18 protein-coding genes, 2 rRNA genes and 1 riboswitch are annotated in these 19,030 nt (G+C 50.2%); all 20 genes read left to right on the forward strand.

Translation table 11 applies throughout. The annotated features are described in order from the left end of the window. Positions 1-135 (forward strand): 23S ribosomal RNA (locus KNP99_RS10565); the annotation flags it as partial. Positions 136-181: 46 nt separating this feature from the next. Next, positions 182-297, forward strand: a 5S ribosomal RNA gene (gene rrf, locus KNP99_RS10570). A gap of 117 nt (positions 298-414) precedes the next feature. Further along, on the forward strand, positions 415-615 hold the full coding sequence (locus KNP99_RS10575) for an NETI motif-containing protein (protein ID WP_029332581.1): 201 nt from the start codon (positions 415-417) through the stop codon (positions 613-615). Positions 616-1,056: 441 nt separating this feature from the next. After that, positions 1,057-1,158: riboswitch (purine riboswitch) on the forward strand. 89 nt (positions 1,159-1,247) lie between these two features. Beyond that, entirely contained in the window at positions 1,248-1,739 is a 492-nt protein-coding gene (gene purE / locus KNP99_RS10580; protein ID WP_088836265.1) for a 5-(carboxyamino)imidazole ribonucleotide mutase, read from the forward strand. Beyond that, positions 1,736-2,839, forward strand: coding sequence for a 5-(carboxyamino)imidazole ribonucleotide synthase (purK, locus tag KNP99_RS10585; protein WP_088836266.1), 1,104 nt, complete (start codon positions 1,736-1,738; stop codon positions 2,837-2,839). Before purE ends, purK begins: the two co-directional genes overlap by 4 nt. Then, entirely contained in the window at positions 2,836-4,131 is a 1,296-nt protein-coding gene (gene purB / locus KNP99_RS10590; protein WP_214845854.1) for an adenylosuccinate lyase, read from the forward strand. Before purK ends, purB begins: the two co-directional genes overlap by 4 nt. Positions 4,132-4,190: 59 nt before the next feature. Beyond that, a complete protein-coding gene (gene purC, locus KNP99_RS10595) occupies positions 4,191-4,898 on the forward strand; it encodes a phosphoribosylaminoimidazolesuccinocarboxamide synthase (protein ID WP_214845856.1) in 708 nt (235 codons plus the stop codon). Continuing rightward, positions 4,895-5,143: a phosphoribosylformylglycinamidine synthase subunit PurS gene (purS, locus tag KNP99_RS10600; RefSeq protein ID WP_159172781.1), complete on the forward strand. Its 249-nt coding sequence runs from the start codon at positions 4,895-4,897 to the stop codon at positions 5,141-5,143. The genes purC and purS overlap by 4 nt, the downstream gene beginning before the upstream one ends. Next, positions 5,140-5,823, forward strand: coding sequence for a phosphoribosylformylglycinamidine synthase subunit PurQ (purQ, locus tag KNP99_RS10605; protein ID WP_214770117.1), 684 nt, complete (start codon positions 5,140-5,142; stop codon positions 5,821-5,823). The genes purS and purQ overlap by 4 nt, the downstream gene beginning before the upstream one ends. Next, positions 5,804-8,023: a phosphoribosylformylglycinamidine synthase subunit PurL gene (gene purL, locus KNP99_RS10610; protein WP_214770115.1), complete on the forward strand. Its 2,220-nt coding sequence runs from the start codon at positions 5,804-5,806 to the stop codon at positions 8,021-8,023. Before purQ ends, purL begins: the two co-directional genes overlap by 20 nt. Next, positions 7,999-9,408, forward strand: coding sequence for an amidophosphoribosyltransferase (gene purF / locus KNP99_RS10615; RefSeq protein WP_214770112.1), 1,410 nt, complete (start codon positions 7,999-8,001; stop codon positions 9,406-9,408). The genes purL and purF overlap by 25 nt, the downstream gene beginning before the upstream one ends. Positions 9,409-9,427: 19 nt before the next feature. Next, positions 9,428-10,462 (forward strand): phosphoribosylformylglycinamidine cyclo-ligase, encoded by a 1,035-nt coding sequence (purM, locus tag KNP99_RS10620; RefSeq protein ID WP_214770109.1) that lies wholly within the window; start codon positions 9,428-9,430, stop codon positions 10,460-10,462. Then, entirely contained in the window at positions 10,459-11,034 is a 576-nt protein-coding gene (purN, locus tag KNP99_RS10625; protein WP_214766759.1) for a phosphoribosylglycinamide formyltransferase, read from the forward strand. Before purM ends, purN begins: the two co-directional genes overlap by 4 nt. Further along, complete coding sequence (purH, locus tag KNP99_RS10630) at positions 11,031-12,551, forward strand: bifunctional phosphoribosylaminoimidazolecarboxamide formyltransferase/IMP cyclohydrolase (protein ID WP_088836279.1); 1,521 nt, start codon at positions 11,031-11,033, stop codon at positions 12,549-12,551. The genes purN and purH overlap by 4 nt, the downstream gene beginning before the upstream one ends. 15 nt (positions 12,552-12,566) lie before the next feature. Then, on the forward strand, positions 12,567-13,820 hold the full coding sequence (gene purD, locus KNP99_RS10635; protein WP_088836280.1) for a phosphoribosylamine--glycine ligase: 1,254 nt from the start codon (positions 12,567-12,569) through the stop codon (positions 13,818-13,820). Between the two features lie 662 nt (positions 13,821-14,482). Next, positions 14,483-16,222 carry an adenine deaminase C-terminal domain-containing protein gene (locus tag KNP99_RS10640; protein ID WP_088836281.1) on the forward strand — a complete coding sequence of 580 codons (1,740 nt, stop codon included), beginning with the start codon at positions 14,483-14,485 and terminating at the stop codon, positions 16,220-16,222. Positions 16,223-16,290: 68 nt separating this feature from the next. Further along, positions 16,291-16,605, forward strand: a complete 315-nt coding sequence (locus KNP99_RS10645; RefSeq protein WP_029332595.1) for a YerC/YecD family TrpR-related protein — start codon at positions 16,291-16,293, stop codon at positions 16,603-16,605. Positions 16,606-16,644: 39 nt separating this feature from the next. Then, positions 16,645-18,024 (forward strand): TrkH family potassium uptake protein, encoded by a 1,380-nt coding sequence (locus KNP99_RS10650; protein WP_088836282.1) that lies wholly within the window; start codon positions 16,645-16,647, stop codon positions 18,022-18,024. A gap of 12 nt (positions 18,025-18,036) precedes the next feature. Further along, entirely contained in the window at positions 18,037-18,261 is a 225-nt protein-coding gene (locus KNP99_RS10655) for a hypothetical protein (protein ID WP_088836283.1), read from the forward strand. A gap of 77 nt (positions 18,262-18,338) precedes the next feature. Next, a complete protein-coding gene (gene pcrB / locus KNP99_RS10660) occupies positions 18,339-19,022 on the forward strand; it encodes a heptaprenylglyceryl phosphate synthase (RefSeq protein ID WP_353049634.1) in 684 nt (227 codons plus the stop codon). The last annotated feature ends 8 nt before the right edge of the window (positions 19,023-19,030 follow it).

The following is a 19,030-nucleotide window of genomic DNA, read 5'->3' on the forward strand; positions in this document are numbered from 1 at the left end:
AGCCCCCTCCAAGATGAGATTTCCCTTTGAGTAATCAAGAAAGACCCCTCAGAGACGATGAGGTAGATAGGTCACGGGTGGAAGCATGGCGACATGCGGAGCTGAGTGATACTAATCGGTCGAGGCCTTGTTCTAGCAGATGATTGTTGATGACTTCAGTTTTGAGGGCGCGAGCCCGTCGTCTGGTGACGATAGCCAAGTGGTCACACCCGTTCCCATGCCGAACACGGAAGTTAAGCACTTGAACGCCGAAAGTAGTTGGGGGCTTCCCCCTGTGAGGATAGGACGTTGCCAGGCAAACGGTGGTTCTGGAGCATACGCTCAAGGGCCGCCGCTTTTTTATGGACTTTTTTTGTATCTTGATGTTTTTTCAAAGATGCATGACTTATATAATAAGGAAGGAACGTGACACACATGGCAAAAAAACAAAAACTTCGAGTGGCTGTTGAAGAGAATGAAACAATCAGCGACTGCCTCGATCGGATTGATGCCATGGGTTATCGTCCGACTGTTCGACGTGAAGAACCGATTTTTGGATTAGATGCGAATGAAGAACCGTATCCGATTCGCCAACAGATCATTTTTGACTGTAAAGCGAAAACAGAATCTGACTGATTCCTTTACATGCGCGCCTCCGGACTATTTGTCTCTGACAGAGGTGCGTAGCTCAGGATATGTATCAGGACGTCACGACCGAGGAACAGGTATAGAAAACGCCGATGAATCCGTATGAAAAACGGGGTCATCGGCGTTTTTGCTTACAAAAATGAACCGTTCCTCCCTTAAATAGAGGTTGAAGCAACTTGTGAGTCAGGCCGTGCAACGTCAATCATCCCAGTTCAGCAAACTACATTTTTTGACTACAGGCTAAGGTGAAGTTCACGTAACCGTGATACTTTGCCTTTTTTTGTACAACCAATAGTAAAAATTCCGAATGCAATTAAAAAAAGCATGAGCTAATTGTGTATAAAGACGAACAATAAATTTTCAGATAATTAAATTGTTCGCCTTTGGTTGACGGATGCTTCCTTGTCTTGTTAAGATGAAGGCGTGATAGGAAGATTGAATATAACACCTCGTATAATAGCAGGGATATGGCTTGCAAGTTTCTACCCGACGACCCTAAATCGTTGGACTATGGGGTATATGGATGTTCGTCGATCGTTCTTTGGCGTACCTTTTTATACCCTAAGCCACCCTTTTAGTCGTGGTTTGGGCTTTTTTTATGCAAAAAGGAGGAGACGAAGATGAGTAATGTGGAAATTGGCGTTATTATGGGAAGCCAGTCTGACTGGTCAACAATGAAAGCGACATGTGATGTACTCGATCAGCTGAACATTCGGTACGAAAAGAAAGTGGTCTCGGCCCACCGAACACCGGACTTAATGTTCCGTTACGCAGAAACAGCGCGCGAACGAGGACTGAAGGTCATTGTTGCAGGAGCGGGTGGGGCAGCCCACTTGCCAGGAATGGTGGCAGCCAAAACAACACTCCCCGTCATCGGGGTTCCGATTAAAAGCAAAGCTCTTCAAGGCATCGATTCCTTACTCTCGATCGTCCAGATGCCGGGTGGTGTGCCTGTCGCTACGGTTGCGATCGGTGAGGCGGGTGCAAAGAACGCCGGATTACTGGCAGCACAAATTCTTGGAACAGTAGACGAGCGGATTGCGAGAGCACTCGACCATATGCGCGTTGAACTAGAAGGACAAGTCATCGCTTCCGAGGTGCATCTGACATGACGAAGATTGGAATCTTAGGTGGCGGCCAGCTCGGACGGATGATGGCATTATCGGCACGCGAAATGGGATACGAACTCCTGACACTGGATCCGACGGAAAATGCACCTTGCGCGCAAATCACGGATCAACAAATTGTCGCAGACTTTACGGACGTCGAAGCAGCAAAGCGTCTAGCGCAAGAATCAGATGTCGTCACATACGAATTTGAGAACATCTCGCACGAAGTCGCGATGGCAATCGGTGATAAGTTGGTCCACGGGACAGAGTTGTTGTTTCAGACGCAACACCGGATTCGGGAAAAAGAGATGATTGAACGACATGGTTATCAGGTCGCACCGTATCATGCTGTCCATACCGTTGCAGACTTGAAAGAAGCAAGCGAACGGTTAGGATTACCTTTCGTCCTAAAGACGGCTCGCTTCGGTTATGACGGAAAAGGGCAGACGGTCATTCGGACGGCAGCTGATTTAGCAGGTGCCATTGAAACGTTCGAACCGACCGAATACGTCGCTGAAAAATGGTTACCGTTCGATCAAGAAATCTCCGTCATTGTCACACGGAGCGAACGGGAAACGCGTGTCTTTCCAGTCAGCGAAAACATTCACCGGGATAACATACTCCATCTGTCAATCGTTCCGGCCCGCATTTCAAGTGAGCTGTCACAACAGGCAATTGATTTGGCAACGAACATTGCCGAAGCAGTCGGCTTGATTGGGACGCTCGCAATCGAACTCTTTGTTGTCGGTTCAGAAATCATCGTCAATGAACTGGCGCCACGCCCACATAACTCGGGGCATTATTCCATCGATGCGTGTGAGACGTCACAGTTTGAACAGCACATCCGTGCCATCTGTGGGCTCCCGCTCGGTGATACCCGTCTGACGACACCGGTCGTCATGGCGAACATCCTAGGTCAACATGTCACAGCATTATCCGAGGAACAACATACATTATCGGCACGGACGAAAGTTCACTTATATGGAAAGCAGGAAGCGAAGACAGGACGGAAGATGGGGCACTTGAACATCTTAGCGGATTCAGTCGAAGAAGCATTAGCCGAAGTCGAGCGCCTGCAAATCTGGAAGGAGACGGTTAGATGATCGAACGGTATACACGACCTGAGATGAAAGCGATTTGGACAGAACAGAATAAATTTGAGGCTTGGTTGAAAGTCGAAATCTTAGCTTGTGAAGCGTGGAGCGAGCTTGGTGTCATTCCAAAAGAAGATGTGAAACTCCTTTGGGACAATGCCTCGTTTGATGTGAGCCGCATCAATGAAATCGAACAAGAGACACGCCATGACGTCATCGCCTTTACACGCGCTGTATCGGAGACGCTTGGTGAAGAACGTAAATGGGTCCATTACGGACTGACGTCAACGGATGTCGTCGATACGGCACTCTCGTATCTCTTGAAGCAAGCAAACGATCTTCTCGCAGCGGATCTTGACCGCTTCATCGAGATTTTGAAAGTCAAAGCGAACGAACATAAATACACGGTCATGATGGGGCGGACACACGGTGTCCATGCTGAGCCAACGACATTCGGTCTGAAGCTTGCCCTCTGGTACGAAGAGATGAAACGGAACAAAGTCCGCTTCGACGCTGCACGTGAGACCGTCGAATACGGAAAAATGTCAGGTGCGGTCGGAACGTTTGCGAACATCGACCCGTTCATCGAAAAATATGTCTGTGAGAAGCTTGGAACGAAACCGGCGCCGGTCTCGACGCAAACCCTGCAGCGTGATCGTCATGCCCATTACATGTCGACGATCGCGTTAATCGCAACATCGATTGAGAAGATGGCGACGGAAATTCGTGGTCTTCAAAAAACCGAAACACGAGAAGTCGAAGAATTCTTCGCGAAAGGTCAAAAAGGATCATCCGCGATGCCACATAAACGTAACCCGATCGGTTCAGAAAACATGACAGGGCTTGCCCGGGTCATTCGTGGACACATGGTGACGGCTTACGAAAACGTCTCGCTTTGGCACGAACGGGACATTTCCCATTCATCTGCGGAACGGATCATTCTGCCGGACGCAACCGGTTTACTCAACTACATGTTGAACCGGTTCGGTAACATCGTCAAAAACTTGACGGTCTTCCCGGAAAACATGAAACGCAACATGGACCGGACGTATGGTGTCATCTTCTCCGGACACGTCTTACTCGCTTTGATTGAAAAAGGCTGGTCGCGTGAAGCCGCTTACGACTTCGTCCAACCACGGGCGATGCAGGCATGGGAAGAACAAATCATGTTCCGTGATTTGTTATGGCAGGAACAAGAGATTCAACAACTCTTTACAGAAGCAGAACTCGATGCTTGTTTTGATCCAACGTATCATACGAGCCGGGTCGATGAAATTTTTGAACGGTGTGGCTTGAACTAATCAACCTGAGACGGGGCATTGTCCCCGTCTACATCTTAGGATCCTGGGGGACGAAAGCAATGCAACCACTTTATGAAGGTAAGGCCAAACGATTATACACGACGCAGGAGCAGGACGTGCTCCGCATCGTCTACAAGGACGAAGCGACAGCATTTAATGGAGAGAAAAAAGCAGAGTTCGCAGGTAAAGGTGAACTGAACAACCGCTTGACGAGTCACTTCTTTGAAGTACTTAAAGCGGCCGACATTCCGACCCATTTCATTGAACGCATTTCCGAGCGCGAACAGCTCGTACGCCGTGTCACCATCATTCCACTCGAAGTCGTCGTCCGCAATGTCGTCGCCGGAAGCCTCAGCAAACGGCTTGGGATCGAAGAAGGAACAGTGCTCGAAACACCAATCGTTGAGTTTTACTATAAAGATGATAGCTTAGGCGATCCGCTCGTCACCCGTGCCCACATCAATTTACTGAAGATTGCGACTACGGAAGAGCTCGATTTACTTGAACAAGAAGCGAACCGTGTCAATACCGTCTTACGTCCGTACTTTGACGAAAAGGGGATCACGCTCGTCGATTTCAAACTCGAATACGGAAAAACACCGACAGGCGAGATTCTACTGGCTGACGAAATTTCACCGGATACATGCCGTCTGTGGGATAAAGAAACGGGAGAGCACCTCGATAAAGATGTCTTCCGTCGCAACATCGGATCACTCATCGACACGTACCAAACACTATTCAATCGCCTAGGGGGAAACACACAATGAAAAAAGTCATCGTATCAATCGCATTACGGGAAAGCATTTTAGATCCACAAGGAGTCGCTGTCAAAGGTGGTCTTGCGCAACTCGGTTTTACGGGTGTCGAAGAAGTCCGGATCGGAAAACGAATCGAACTGCTCGTCTCGGATGAAACGACGGACACGATGATTCATGACATGTGCCAAAAGCTCCTCGTCAACACGGTGATGGAAGACTATCGTTTTGAAGTAGAAGAGGTGACGACGGCATGAAGTTTGCGGTCATCGTCTTTCCGGGATCGAACTGTGATTTAGATATGTACCATGCCGTCAAGGATGCGCTCGGTGAGGAAGCGGACTATGTCTTCCATACCGAAACGTCACTTGAAGGATACGATGGTGTCCTGCTTCCGGGCGGTTTCTCATACGGGGACTATCTCCGCTGCGGCGCAATCGCCCAGTTTTCACCAATCATGGAGGAAGTGAAACGATTTGCAGCAGAAGGGAAAACCGTTCTTGGTGTCTGCAACGGCTTCCAGATCCTTGTCGAAGCGGGTCTTCTCCCGGGTGTCTTGCACCGCAATACCGGACTGAAGTTCATGTGCCGGACAGTCGAACTGAAGGTCGAAAATCACGAGACACGTTTCACGTCAGATTATGCACCGGGTGAAACGATTTCGATTCCAATCGCCCACGGGGAAGGAAACTACTACTGTGACGACGCCACGTACGCGATGTTGCAGACGAATCAACAAATTGCCTTCACATACGTCGACAATCCGAACGGATCGCGCGGCGATATTGCAGGGATTACGAATAAAGCAGGGAATGTGCTCGGGATGATGCCACACCCGGAGCGTGCTGTCGAAATGCTGACAGGCGGAACAGATGGACTTAAGTTATTCACTTCACTCGTCAAACAGGGGGCCCACCATGTTAAAACAACAGTCTGAACCAACGATTGAGCAAATTCAGGAGCAACGGATTTATGCGACGATGGGACTTAGCGACGCGGAGTACCAGATGGTCGTCGACTTACTCGGTCGTCAACCGAACTACACGGAAACAGGACTCTTCTCCGTCATGTGGTCAGAACACTGTTCGTACAAAACATCAAAACCGGTCTTACGCCAGTTTCCGACGACCGGTCCCCGTGTCTTGCAAGGACCAGGTGAAGGCGCAGGTGTCGTCGATATCGGTGATAATCAAGCGGTCGTCTTTAAGATCGAAAGTCATAATCATCCGTCAGCCGTCGAACCCTACCAAGGGGCAGCAACGGGTGTCGGTGGGATCATCCGCGATATCTTTTCAATGGGAGCCCGTCCTGTCGCGTTGATGAACTCGCTTCGTTTCGGACATCTCGGGACACCACGCGTCAATCAGTTGTTTGAACAAGTCGTCGCCGGGATTGCCGGATACGGCAACTGCGTCGGGATTCCGACGATTGGCGGAGAAGTCGGTTTCGACCGTTCGTATGAAGGAAACCCACTCGTCAATGCGATGTGTATCGGACTGATCAATCATGAAGATATTCAAAAAGGTCTTGCGAAAGGTGCCGGGAACTCGGTCATGTACGTCGGTGCGGCAACAGGGCGTGACGGCATCCACGGTGCGACCTTCGCTTCAGAAGATCTCGGGGAGGATACGGAAGCAAAACGTCCGGCCGTCCAAGTCGGTGACCCCTTCATGGAGAAGTTATTGATTGAAGCCTGTCTCGAAATCGTCGGCCATCCGGCACTCGTCGGGATGCAGGATATGGGCGCTGCCGGACTGACCTCGTCGTCAGCCGAGATGGCTTCGAAAGCCGGCATGGGGATTGAAATGCACCTTGATGATGTGCCGCAACGTGAAACCGGCATGACCGCTTATGAAATGATGTTATCGGAGTCGCAGGAGCGGATGTTGCTCGTCGTCGAGCGCGGACGGGAAGCGGAAATCGAAGCCATCGTCAGCAAATGGGGCTTGCATGCCGTTCATGTCGGCGAAGTCATCGAAGAAAAAGTCCTTCGCCTTGTCCAGCACGGAACGATCGTCGCTGAAGTACCGGTCGATGCCCTTGCGGAAGAAGCACCGGTCTATCAAAAGCCATCGCGAGTTCCGGCTTATTATGAAGAGTTCCAAACAATGGAAGAGACGTTGCCGGTCGTCGAGGATGTCGTCGAAACATGGCGTGCCCTGCTCAAACAACCGACGATCGCGTCAAAACGTTGGGTCTACGATCAGTATGATCATATGGTTCAAACGTCAACCGTCGTTGCACCGGGTTCCGATGCAGCCGTCATCCGTGTCCGTGGCACGAACAAAGCACTCGCGATGACGACAGACTGTAACAGCCGCTTCGTTTACCTCGATCCGTTCGTCGGTGGTCAGATCGCCGTCGCTGAAGCCGCCCGCAATATTGTTGCAAGTGGTGCAACACCACTTGCGATCACCGATTGCCTCAATTTCGGGAATCCGGATAAACCGGAAGGCTTCTGGCAACTCGAACAAGCGACGGCCGGGATGGCTGAAGCCTGCCGCGTGCTCGAGACACCGGTCATCGGCGGAAACGTTTCGCTCTACAATGAATCAGCCGGCAAAGCCGTCCACCCGACGCCGGTCGTCGGAATGGTCGGATTACATGACCAGACCGACTGGATCACGACACAACACGTCAAACAAGCAGGCGACGCAATCTACGTGCTCGGTGAGACGTTACCGGAGTTCGGTGGCAGTGAACTCCAATACATGCAATTCGAAAAATCATTCGGGAAAGCACCACGCATCGATTTGAACGTCGAACAAACCCGTTTACGTGCCTTACAAACAGCCGTTCAGGCAGGGCTCGTCACAGCCATCCATGATGTCGCGGAAGGTGGACTCGCCGTCGCCTTGGCAGAAATGACATTCGGAACGACGCTCGGTCTCGACGTGACGTTTGAAGGACCGGCGTTACATCTCTTCAGTGAATCACAATCCCGGTTCGTCGTATCGGTGAAGCCGGAGCACGAGGCAGCCTTCGTCGAACAGACAGGTGCTGAAAAACTAGGTCACGTCACAGCAGAGGATTCGATTCAAATCAAGACAACGGACACACTCATCGAAGCAACACGTTCAACACTGCAAGCCGACTGGGAAGGGGCGATCGCGTGTTATATGACATCAAAGGATTAAATGAAGAGTGTGGGGTATTCGGGATTTTCGGACAACCGGAAGCGGCACAACTTGCTTATTATGGTCTCCACAGTCTGCAACACCGGGGGCAGGAGGGCGCAGGAATCGTCGCGAGCGACGGCAACCTGCTTCTTCCACACCGGGGACAAGGACTTGTGACGGAAGTTTTTTCACAAGAGACACTCGATTCGTTAGCCGGACAGCATGCGATCGGACACGTCCGTTACTCGACAGCTGGTGGCAACACGCTCGAGAACACACAACCGCTTCACTTCAAATCACGGACGGGTGACTTGGCACTTGCCCATAACGGGAATCTCGTCAATGCCGATTCGTTAAAACATTTACTTGAGGCGGAAGGGGCGATTTTCCAGACGACAAGCGATACGGAAGTCGTCGCCCACCTCGTCAAACGGAGTAAATTACCGACACTCGAAGACCGGATTGCCGATAGTCTGGCGCGGCTTGTCGGTGCATTCGCCTTTCTTTTTTTAACGGAAGATACGTTGTACGTCGCCGTCGATCCACATGGTCTGCGCCCGTTATCACTCGGGAAAACATCAGATGGCGGCATCGTCTTTTCATCGGAAACGTGTGCTTTTGATATCGTCGGGGCCGAGTTCATTCGTGACATCGAGCCGGGAGAGCTCGTGACGATCACGACGTCCGGCATGTCATCACGGCAGTATATGGAACCGCATGAGCGGGCGATGTGTTCGATGGAATACATCTACTTTTCCCGTCCCGATTCGATGATTGATGGGGTCAATGTCCATACGGCACGAAAAGCGCTCGGGAAAAAAATGTTCGAAGAAGCACCGGTCGAGGCAGATGTCGTCACAGGTGTTCCGGATTCAAGTATCTCCGCTGCGATTGGTTATGCGGAAGCGAGCGGGATTCCCTACGAGATGGGATTGATTAAAAACCGTTACGTCGGACGGACGTTCATTCAGCCGTCGCAAGAATTACGGGAACGCGGCGTTAAAATGAAACTGTCGGCACTACGGGGTGTCGTCAACGGCAAACGGGTCATCATGGTTGATGATTCCATCGTGCGTGGGACGACAAGCCGCCGCATCGTTGGACTGTTACGCGAAGCCGGGGCAACGGAAGTTCATGTCCGCATCACGGCGCCGCCCATCACGAATCCGTGTTATTACGGCATCGATACGTCGTCAAAAGACGAACTGATTTCCGCCCGCCTGACACCCAGTGAGATTTGCCAAGAAATCGGTGCTGACTCACTGGAGTTTCTGACAGTCAACGGAATGGTCAATGCGATTGACCGTCCGTTCGATGGTCCACTGAAAGGACAATGTACGGCCTGCTTCACAGGCGAATATCCGACACCGATCGGTGCACTTGAACTAGAAGCCAAACTTTGAATAGATGGGGGAACAAAGCATGAGTAAACAATACGAAGCAGCAGGTGTTAGCCTGACCGCAGGGTACGAATCCGTATCCCGGATGAAAAAACACGTCGCCCGTTCGATGCGGAAGGAAGTCATGACGGGACTCGGAAGTTTCGGTGCAATGTTCGACCTCAGTCAATTGAATCTAAAAGAACCGGTGCTCGTCAGCGGGACAGATGGCGTCGGAACGAAGTTAAAACTTGCCTTCGCCCTCGACCAACACGATACGATTGGGATTGATTGTGTCGCGATGTGTGTCAACGACATTATCGTCCAGGGTGCAGAACCGCTCTATTTCCTCGACTACATCGCACTCGGTAAAGCCATTCCGTCGAAAATCGAACGGATTGTCGCCGGTGTCGCCGAAGGCTGTGTCCAGTCGGGGTGTACGTTAATCGGTGGCGAGACGGCAGAGATGCCAGGGATGTATGCAGACGGTGAGTATGATATTGCCGGCTTTGCCGTCGGTGCCGTCGAAAAACAAAAATTGATTACTGGTGAAGGTGTTACACCCGGTGATGTCATTTTAGGGCTCGCGTCGTCAGGGGTTCACTCGAACGGATTTTCACTCGTCCGAAAAATCGTCGAAGAAAGTGGTCTTCAGTATGAAGATGAATTGATGATGCTCGGTAACACGATCGGCAATGCTTTGTTGATGCCGACACGGATTTATGTCGAAGCGGTCAAAGCAGCGCTCGAAACAGAGAAGATTCAAGCGATGGTCCATATCACGGGTGGCGGTTTCTATGAAAACGTACCACGTGTCCTTCCGGAAGGTTGCGGAGCGACGTTTGATCCGAAAAAATGGCCGACGTTACCGGTCTTCGATTGGCTTGAACAAGCCGGAAACATTCCGCGTGACGAGATGTATAACGTTTTCAACATGGGGATCGGCTACATGATGATCGTCAAGCCGGAACACGTGACCGAAGTGACGGCACGCCTGGCGCGCGAAAATGAAACGGCCTATACGATCGGGACGGTGACAGATCAAGACGGGATTCGCATCAAAGGAGTCGACCAATGAGGCTTGCCTGTTTTGCTTCCGGAAGCGGGAGTAATGTTGAAGCGTTATTTGAAGCGATTGAGGCAGGACGTTTACAGGCGACGATTGAACTCGTCGTCTGCGATCAAAAAGAGGCGCTCGTCATCGAGCGGGCACGAAGACGTGGCTGTGATGTGTTTGTTTTTACAGCCAAGGACTACCCGGATAAACCGTCTTTTGAACGCGAAATCGTTGCGGAACTAGAGCGGCGAGACGTGGAACGGATTATCCTAGCCGGATATATGCGTCTCGTCGGTGATGTCCTTCTCGCACGGTATGCCGGACGAATCGTCAACATCCATCCGTCGCTGCTTCCGGCATTTCCAGGAAAAGATGCCATCGGGCAAGCATTTCGTGGCGGAGTTAAAATCACAGGTGTTACAATTCATATAGTCGATGAAGGAATGGATACGGGACCAATCATGGCACAGGAAGCGGTCCGTATCACTGAGGATATGACGCGGGAAACGCTACAGAAAGCGATTCAGCAAGTAGAGCACAGATTGTATCCACAAGTCATCGAAGAGTGGATTAAAGAGGGGGCAAACGTATGAGAGCGTTAATTAGTGTATCGGATAAAACAGGAGTCGTAGAACTGGGACAAGCCTTTCACGAAGCAGGGATTGAACTTGTATCGACAGGCGGGACCCATCAAGCACTTGAGGCAGCAGGACTTCCGGTCATCGGTATCAGTGAAGTCACACAATTCCCGGAGATGCTTGACGGTCGTGTGAAAACGTTACATCCAATGGTCCATGGAGGTTTACTTGGACGTCGTGATTTAGAGACGCACCGCGAACAAATGGCAGAGCAACACATCAAACCAATCGATTTCGTTGTCGTCAATCTGTATCCATTTAAGGAAACGGTTATGAAAGAGGACGTTCCTTACGCAGACGCAATTGAAAACATCGATATCGGTGGACCGAGCATGATTCGTTCTGCTGCGAAAAACCATGCAGCCGTGACGGTTGTCGTTGATCCAGCAGACTACAGCGAAATCATCAAAGAAATCAACCTCGGTGGAACGACGTTTGAAACACGCCAAAAATTAGCAGCGAAAGCCTTCCGTCATACGGCAGCCTACGACGCCTTGATTGCGGACTACTTCTTGACACAAACGGGAGAAAAATTCCCGGAGCAATTAACGATTACGCTCGAGAAGGTACAAGACTTACGCTATGGAGAAAATCCGCATCAGGAAGCGGCGTTTTATAAAACACCGATCTATCGTGGGGCGTCTCTTGCATCAGCGAACCAACTGCACGGAAAAGAATTGTCATACAACAATATTCAAGATGCCAATGCCGCACTTGAAATCCTTGATGAGTTCCGCGAAGCAGCAGCCGTCGTCGTCAAACACATGAACCCGTGTGGCGTCGCTGTCGGTCCGACAATCGACGAAGCCTTCCGCCGGGCGCATGCAGCAGATCCGGTCTCGATCTTTGGCGGCATCGTCGCTCTGAACCGTGAAGTCGATCTCGCGACAGCGGAGCAGCTCAGTGGCATCTTCCTTGAAATCATCATCGCCCCATCGTTTACGACAGAAGCATTCGAGTTGTTGGCAGCGAAGAAAAACCTGCGTTTGCTTGAACTGGATGTCAAACGTGTCCAAGCGATTCGCTATACAGCGGTCGCTGGCGGTATGCTTGTCCAGGATAGCGACGATGAGACGTTAGATGATGCAGCAGCACGTGTCGTCACGGACCGTAAACCGACAGCAGCCGAATGGGAAGACTTGAAGCTCGCATGGCGTGCTGTCAAACACGTCAAGTCGAACGCGATTGTTTTAGCGAAAGATGAAGTGACGGTCGGTGTCGGGGCAGGGCAGATGAACCGTGTCGGGTCGGCGAGCATCGCCATCGCGCAAGCCGGTGACAAGGCGATTGGTGCATCTCTCGCATCTGACGCCTTCTTCCCGATGCGCGATACGGTCGAAGCCGCGGCGGCAGCCGGGATTACGGCAATCATCCAACCGGGTGGGTCGATTCGTGACCAAGAGTCGATTGATGCGTGTAACGAACACGGCGTCACGATGATCTTTACGAATGTCCGTCATTTCAAACACTGAGTGGAGGCGACTTGCATGAAGGTATTAGTAATCGGAAAAGGCGGGCGTGAACACGCGCTCGTCTGGAAGCTAGCACAAGATGAACGAGTCAAAACGATTTATGCCGCGCCGGGAAATGTCGGGATGACGGAAGCCACATGTGTCCCGATTCGGGAAGATGCCATCAGTGAGCTTGTCCAATTTGCTAAAGACGAACAGATTGATTGGACGATTGTCGGACCAGAGGGCCCACTTGTCCTCGGTGTCGTCAATGCCTTCGAAGCAGCGGGTCTTAAGATTTTTGGTCCTTCGCGTGAAGCGGCGGCACTTGAAGGAAGTAAACAGTTCGCCAAAGGATTGATGGAACGGGCAGGGATTCCGACGGCAGCATTCGCTGTCTTTACATCGGCAGAAGAAGCGAAAGCGTATGTCTCCCGTCAAGGGGCACCGATCGTCATCAAAGCAGATGGTCTCGCAGCAGGTAAAGGCGTCACGGTGGCGACGACGCTCGATGAAGCAGTTCGCGCAATTGAAGACATCTTCGCCGGTGACTTCGGTGACCAAAGTAGTGTCGTCATCGAAGAATGTCTCGTCGGAGAAGAGTGTTCCTTGATGGCATTCGTCCATGAAGAGACCGTCATCCCGATGGTCTTGTCGCAAGATCACAAGCGCGCCTTCGATGGTGATGCCGGACCGAATACCGGTGGAATGGGAGCTTACAGCCCGTTGCCTCAATTCGATGAACAAGCCGTCACGGATGAAGCGATGACACGGATTTTGCGTCCCCTCGTCGAGCAGATGGCAAGCGAAGGGATTCCCTTTACAGGATTCTTATACGCGGGTCTGATGTTGACGAACCGCGGACCGTCCGTCATCGAGTTTAATGCGCGGTTCGGGGATCCGGAAACAGAAGTCATCTTACCGCGTCTCGAAACCCCCTTGCTCGATGTCATCATCCCGCTCGCAGCAGGTGAGGAACCTGAAGTCCTGTGGTCTGATGCTGCGACGGTCGGTGTCGTCATCGCGGCAGACGGATATCCGGAACGACCGCAGACAGGACAACCGATTGATCTTACATCAATCGATTCGAAAGTCTTAGTCTTTCATGCCGGGACGACAGAAAAGGACGATACACTCGTTTCAGCAGGCGGGCGTGTCCTCGTCTGTGTCAGTCAAGCCGCGACGATGGAAGCAGCAGTCGCTGATATTTATCAAGGGTTAGCTTCGTTTGATCAAACCGGTTTCTTTTACCGGACGGATATTGCGAAAAAGGCGTTTCGGACAACATGAATTTGAATATAACTGTTATGTAAAAGCCAAGCGATTTCGCTTGGCTTTTTTTTGAAAGAAGGGTTTTGACAAAAAGTTTTTCCTTCTTGTGCTTTTCCTTGTAAGAGTCACGAGAAGCGAAAGCTGTGTCGGGATGTCGTTTTTTGAGAGGTTGGTTTTGACAAAAAGATTCTTCCTTCTCGTGCTTTCCTCGGGCGAGGCGCGAGCCGTTGCTCCTTGATTCTACGAACAAGTAGCAGGGTCTCGCCTGCCTCTGACAGCGCGAACCGCGCTATTCCCCGCAGGAGTCACGAGAAGCGAAACTTTTGTCAGGACGCGACTTCCGACTTGAATCGCTTCTTAGCGAAAAGCAATCAAGAGCGACCCTGCAGCGTAGCGAAGCGGCGCGAAGGATTGCCGCTAGAAGACGATTCGAGAAGGAGAGGAGCGGCTGACATGATAAGCATCAGGTTCGATACAGTCCAACACCGGAAAAAATGTGAGAAGAGCAGACGTTCAATCGAAGGAACAAGCGAAAGTTGATTGTCTTCCTTGACAGTTTTGTGTTATTTTGTCGAAATAGGTCGGATATACATGAAATTACCTTGAAACTTTTTTGATAACATTTTAGTATAAGAAGTATAAGAAAGCGTTTTCAGAAAATAAAAGGAGGTCGAGCTTTCGTGAAAAAGAATTGTGGAAGGTCCCCTTGGACGAAAACTGAAGTACGTGGTCACCAAGCGGTCATCAGCGGACAGCTTGCACCTACACTCGTACTTGAAAATGCGACGTACTTAAATCATGGGTTGAAAGCATGGCGCACGGCGAATATCTGGGTTAGCGGAGACCGGATTATCTATGTCGGACCGGATATGCCGGACCAGGCGGACGAGGTCTACGATGCAACAGGGAAATTCATCGTACCAGGATACATTGAACCGCATGCCCATCCCTTCCAATTATATAATCCGGCGACGCTCGCGAAGTTTGCTGCGGAGCGTGGAACGACGACACTCGTCAATGATAATATGCTCCTTTTGTTAGAGCCCGTCGAGCAAGCGTTTGCACAAGTTGAAGCGTTAGCGGATATTCCGACATCGATGTATTGGTGGGCACGACTCGACGCACAGACGGAACTTGATGCAGATAGTATCTCGATTGACAACAAGCGGATTCAAGCCTGGCTCAAACATCCCCAAGTTATTCAGGCGGGAGAATTGACAGGATGGCCCCGTCTTTCACAAGGTGATGATGAGTTACTTCAATGGATGCAGGACGCGATGAAGCTCGGAAAACCGATTGAAGGGCATTTCCCGGGAGCATCTGCGAAAACCCTGACAAAGATGGCACTTTATGGCGTAACGAGTGACCATGAGGCGATGACGGTCGAGGAAGCATTGACGCGTCTTGAATTAGGATATACGACGACGATTCGTTACTCATCGATTCGTCCTGATTTACCGGACATTTTTGCAGGACTTGTCGAAGCCGGATTACAAAATTATGAAAAGGTTCTCGTGACGACAGATGGTTCGACACCGTCCTTCTATAAGTCTGGTTTGATGGACGAGACGGTCCGCTTGATGCTTGCTGCGGGAATTCCGGCAGAAGAAGCGTACCGGATTGCCTCGTACAATGCAGCACGTCACTTTAATCTTGATCATCTCCTGGGAAGTATCGCACCGGGACGGATTGCCCACTTAAATATTTTAGAAGCGATCGATCAACCGACACCCGTCGATGTCCTAGCACGCGGGACGTGGGTCCGGCGCGACGATATTCCGTGCTACCCCGTTGAAGCACTCGATCAAGCGATGGAATTAATGCAGAAGTCTGAAGTCAGCGTCTCATTGACGGATCAAGATTTTTCATTCAGCATGCCGGTTGGTCTTGAGATGATCAACTCGGTCATCATGAAATTGTATCAAGTTGAACATGATACGAGTGTGCCTGTCTTACCTGCCGATTGCAATGAGTCGTTTTTAATGTTGCTTGATCGGCAAGGGAAATGGCGCCTTAATACGGTTTTGAAAAACTTTGCGACGAACGTCGGGGGGATGGTCAGTTCCTATTCAATCAGTGGTGATATCTTAATGATCGGGAAATCGAAACAAGATATGCAGGTGGCGTTTGAACGGATGAAAGCATTCGGTGGGGGAATTGTTCTCGTCGAAGACGGGGAAGTGATTGCCGAGATTCCGTTGACGTTGATGGGACAGACTTCTGATTTACCGCTCGAAGACTTAATCGTTCAGGAAACAGCATTGCGTGAAGCGTTGTTCGCACGGGGGTACCAATTCGAAGATCCGATTTATACGTTATTATTCCTTGCATCGACGCACTTACCGTATGTCCGCATCACGCCGCAAGGCATCTATGAAGTCCTTCGGAAAAAAGTTCTTTTCCCAGCGATTTTACGCTGATGCTTGAAATTTAAAACGTCGCGCTTTAAACTATTAAAGAGTGATTGAATGGGAAAGGAAGTTACAAGATGCAACTCGATAAATTACGAGGGAAAGAACTCGACCAATTATTTACGGCCATCATGAAGATGGATTCATTAGAAGATTGCTACACTTTATTTGAAGATTTAGCGACGGTCAACGAGATTCAAGCGCTTGCGCAACGTCTCGAAGTGGCACGTCAACTACGTGAAGGAAACACGTATCATAAAATCGAGAAGGCGACCGGGGCGTCGACGGCGACGATTTCACGTGTGAAACGTTGTTTGAACTATGGCTCTGGTGGTTACGATTTAGCGTTAGCACGTTTAGGTTTGAAAGAAGAAACAGTAGCGGATAACTAATCGGTTATCCGCTGCTTTGATGAAGGAGGACGAACCTGGATGGATTTAGCGTTTCAACAAAAGATTCAGCATTTCATTCGAAAACTGACGCCGATCCAGTCGCTCGTCATCATCTATTTCGTTGCTGTCATCATCGCAATCATTTTATTAGGACTACCGTGGTCGACCCGTGGAGACTATGACTGGGATTTTACAGACTTGGTGTTCATGGCGGTTAGCTGTGTCAGTGTGACCGGATTGACGACCGTTTCCGTCTCCGATACGTTTACGACGTTCGGATATTTTATGATCATGATTTTGGTGCAGGTAAGTGGAATTGGCTTGATGTCGCTCCATATCGCGATGTGGGTCATCTTGGGGAAGCGAATCGGTTTTCGAGAACGGCAACTCGTCGTTCGTGATCAAAACCAGACGACGATGCAAGGGGTCGTCAAATATATCCGTGAAGTCATCTTAATCATTCTTTCCATTGAATTGATCGGTGCACTTATTTTAGGCCTTTATTATACGAAATACTTTCCGACGATCGGTGAAGCAATGTTGCAAGGTGTCTTCGGTTCAGTCAGTGCGACGACGAACGCGGGGTTCGATATCACAGGAGAGTCGCTTCTTCCGTTTCGAGGAGACTTATTTGTCGTCTTTATGCAAATCGTCTTATTGACACTCGGTGCGATTGGTTTCCCTGTACTTGTTGAAGTGCGACGATACTTTGCCTACCGGGCAACACGTCAATCGACACGACAACCGTATCACTTTTCGTTATTTACGAAACTGACAGCCTCGACGTTCTTCATCCTCGTCCTGTTCGGGACAGGCAGTCTGTTGCTGTTTGAATGGAACCAGTCCTTTAAAGGATTACCGATTGATGAAAAAATTGTCGATGCGCTGTTCCAGTCGGTTACGACACGAAATGGTGGATTGACGACGGTTGATATTACGACATTTTCACAAGCTTCCGTCTTCGTCTTATCCATTTTAATGTTCATCGGTGCTTCTCCATCATCCGTCGGCGGGGGGATCAGGACAACAACGTTTGCTGTTGCATTACTTAGTGTTGTCGCCTTCATCCGTGGAGAATATGGAATCAAGATTTTCGGACGTGAAATTGACCAATCGGACATTTGGAAATCGTTCGTCGTCATTGTCGTTTCGACGGGAGTGACGATCATCGGATTGATTGTCTTGCTCATGTTCGAGGATGCACCATTCCTTGTGCTGTTCTTTGAAGCATGTTCCGCGTTCGGAACGACCGGGTTATCGCTCGGAATCACGAGTGAGTTATCGAATGTCGGAAAATGGACATTATCGATTTTAATGTTCATCGGACGAATCGGTGTCATCTCGTTTGTCTTACTCTTAAAAGCGAATCAGCCAAAACGAAAATACAATTATCCGAAGGAATCCGTCATTATCGGTTAAGGAGACGATTGCATGAATCGCGCATTTTGGATTAATTTTGGTTACATCTTTGCTGTTCCGGCGTTGCCATTTCTGGCAATCGTCAATGGACGGGCACTCTGCTCGCCTGAATCATCGTTACTCGACGTCCCGGTGCTCGGTTTTTTTCTCGCTGAGCCATGGGCATTTGCCGTCCTTTACGGATTTTTAGCGCTCGGACTCGCAGCACTCTTAACGAAACGACGCGCGACTACTTGACCTATCTCGCCCTGCGCGAGATGGGTTTTTGTTTTATACTAATTAGAGATGAACAAGATAGGAAGGATGGGACGAACGTGTTACTACCGTATGATGAATGGCGGCATGTCTTTAAATTAGATCCAGCAAAAGAAATCGAGGAGACGACCCTCGCAGCAATCGCGACTTCTGGAACAGATGCAATCATCGTCGGCGGAACCGATGATATTACGCTGGATGCGACGCTCGACTTACTGATGCGTCTGCGAAGATATCCGGTCGCGGTCGCACTTGAAATTTCTGAGCTCGAAGCGGCGACGATGGGGTTTGATACGTATTTGACTCCGAGCGTCTTAAATAGTGGTACGCTAGAATATCTGGTCGAAAAACAGGTCGAAGCCTTACAGGAAGTCGGGCATATGCTGGCCCATGCCGACCTGGTCGGGGAAGGCTACATCGTCTTGAATCCGGAGGCGAAGGTCGCGCACGTCACAAAAGCAAAAGTATTACAGGACGAAGAAGTCGTCGCCTACGCTCAACTCGCGGACAGTGTGTTCCGTCTGCCGATCGTCTATCTTGAGTACAGCGGCGTCTATGGCAATCCGGAAGTCGTCGCAGCCGTCAAGGACGTCGTCCGGCAGGCGCGGCTGTTTTATGGGGGCGGAATCAATTCCGTCGAGCGGGCTCGGGAAATGTTCCGGTATGCTGATACGATTGTCGTCGGAAATATCATTTATGAGGATTTAAAAGCAGCACTTGCGACAGTAGAAGCAACGCGATAAAATATAAG

It is taken from the genome of Exiguobacterium sp. s95 (assembly GCF_018618655.1).
GTDB lineage: Bacteria > Bacillota > Bacilli > Exiguobacteriales > Exiguobacteriaceae > Exiguobacterium_A > Exiguobacterium_A oxidotolerans.

Excerpts from the sequence above, each read along its gene's own strand:
- KNP99_RS10575 (WP_029332581.1), top strand. The coding sequence starts at position 415 with ATGGCAAAAAAACAAAAACTTCGAGTGGCTGTTGAAGAGAATGAAACA.
- purE (WP_088836265.1), top strand. The coding sequence starts at position 1,248 with ATGAGTAATGTGGAAATTGGCGTTATTATGGGAAGCCAGTCTGACTGG.
- purK (WP_088836266.1), top strand. The coding sequence starts at position 1,736 with ATGACGAAGATTGGAATCTTAGGTGGCGGCCAGCTCGGACGGATGATG.
- purB (WP_214845854.1), top strand. The coding sequence starts at position 2,836 with ATGATCGAACGGTATACACGACCTGAGATGAAAGCGATTTGGACAGAA.
- purC (WP_214845856.1), top strand. The coding sequence starts at position 4,191 with ATGCAACCACTTTATGAAGGTAAGGCCAAACGATTATACACGACGCAG.
- purS (WP_159172781.1), top strand. The coding sequence starts at position 4,895 with ATGAAAAAAGTCATCGTATCAATCGCATTACGGGAAAGCATTTTAGAT.
- purQ (WP_214770117.1), top strand. The coding sequence starts at position 5,140 with ATGAAGTTTGCGGTCATCGTCTTTCCGGGATCGAACTGTGATTTAGAT.
- purL (WP_214770115.1), top strand. The coding sequence starts at position 5,804 with ATGTTAAAACAACAGTCTGAACCAACGATTGAGCAAATTCAGGAGCAA.
- purM (WP_214770109.1), top strand. The coding sequence starts at position 9,428 with ATGAGTAAACAATACGAAGCAGCAGGTGTTAGCCTGACCGCAGGGTAC.
- purN (WP_214766759.1), top strand. The coding sequence starts at position 10,459 with ATGAGGCTTGCCTGTTTTGCTTCCGGAAGCGGGAGTAATGTTGAAGCG.
- purH (WP_088836279.1), top strand. The coding sequence starts at position 11,031 with ATGAGAGCGTTAATTAGTGTATCGGATAAAACAGGAGTCGTAGAACTG.
- purD (WP_088836280.1), top strand. The coding sequence starts at position 12,567 with ATGAAGGTATTAGTAATCGGAAAAGGCGGGCGTGAACACGCGCTCGTC.
- KNP99_RS10645 (WP_029332595.1), top strand. The coding sequence starts at position 16,291 with ATGCAACTCGATAAATTACGAGGGAAAGAACTCGACCAATTATTTACG.
- KNP99_RS10650 (WP_088836282.1), top strand. The coding sequence starts at position 16,645 with ATGGATTTAGCGTTTCAACAAAAGATTCAGCATTTCATTCGAAAACTG.
- KNP99_RS10655 (WP_088836283.1), top strand. The coding sequence starts at position 18,037 with ATGAATCGCGCATTTTGGATTAATTTTGGTTACATCTTTGCTGTTCCG.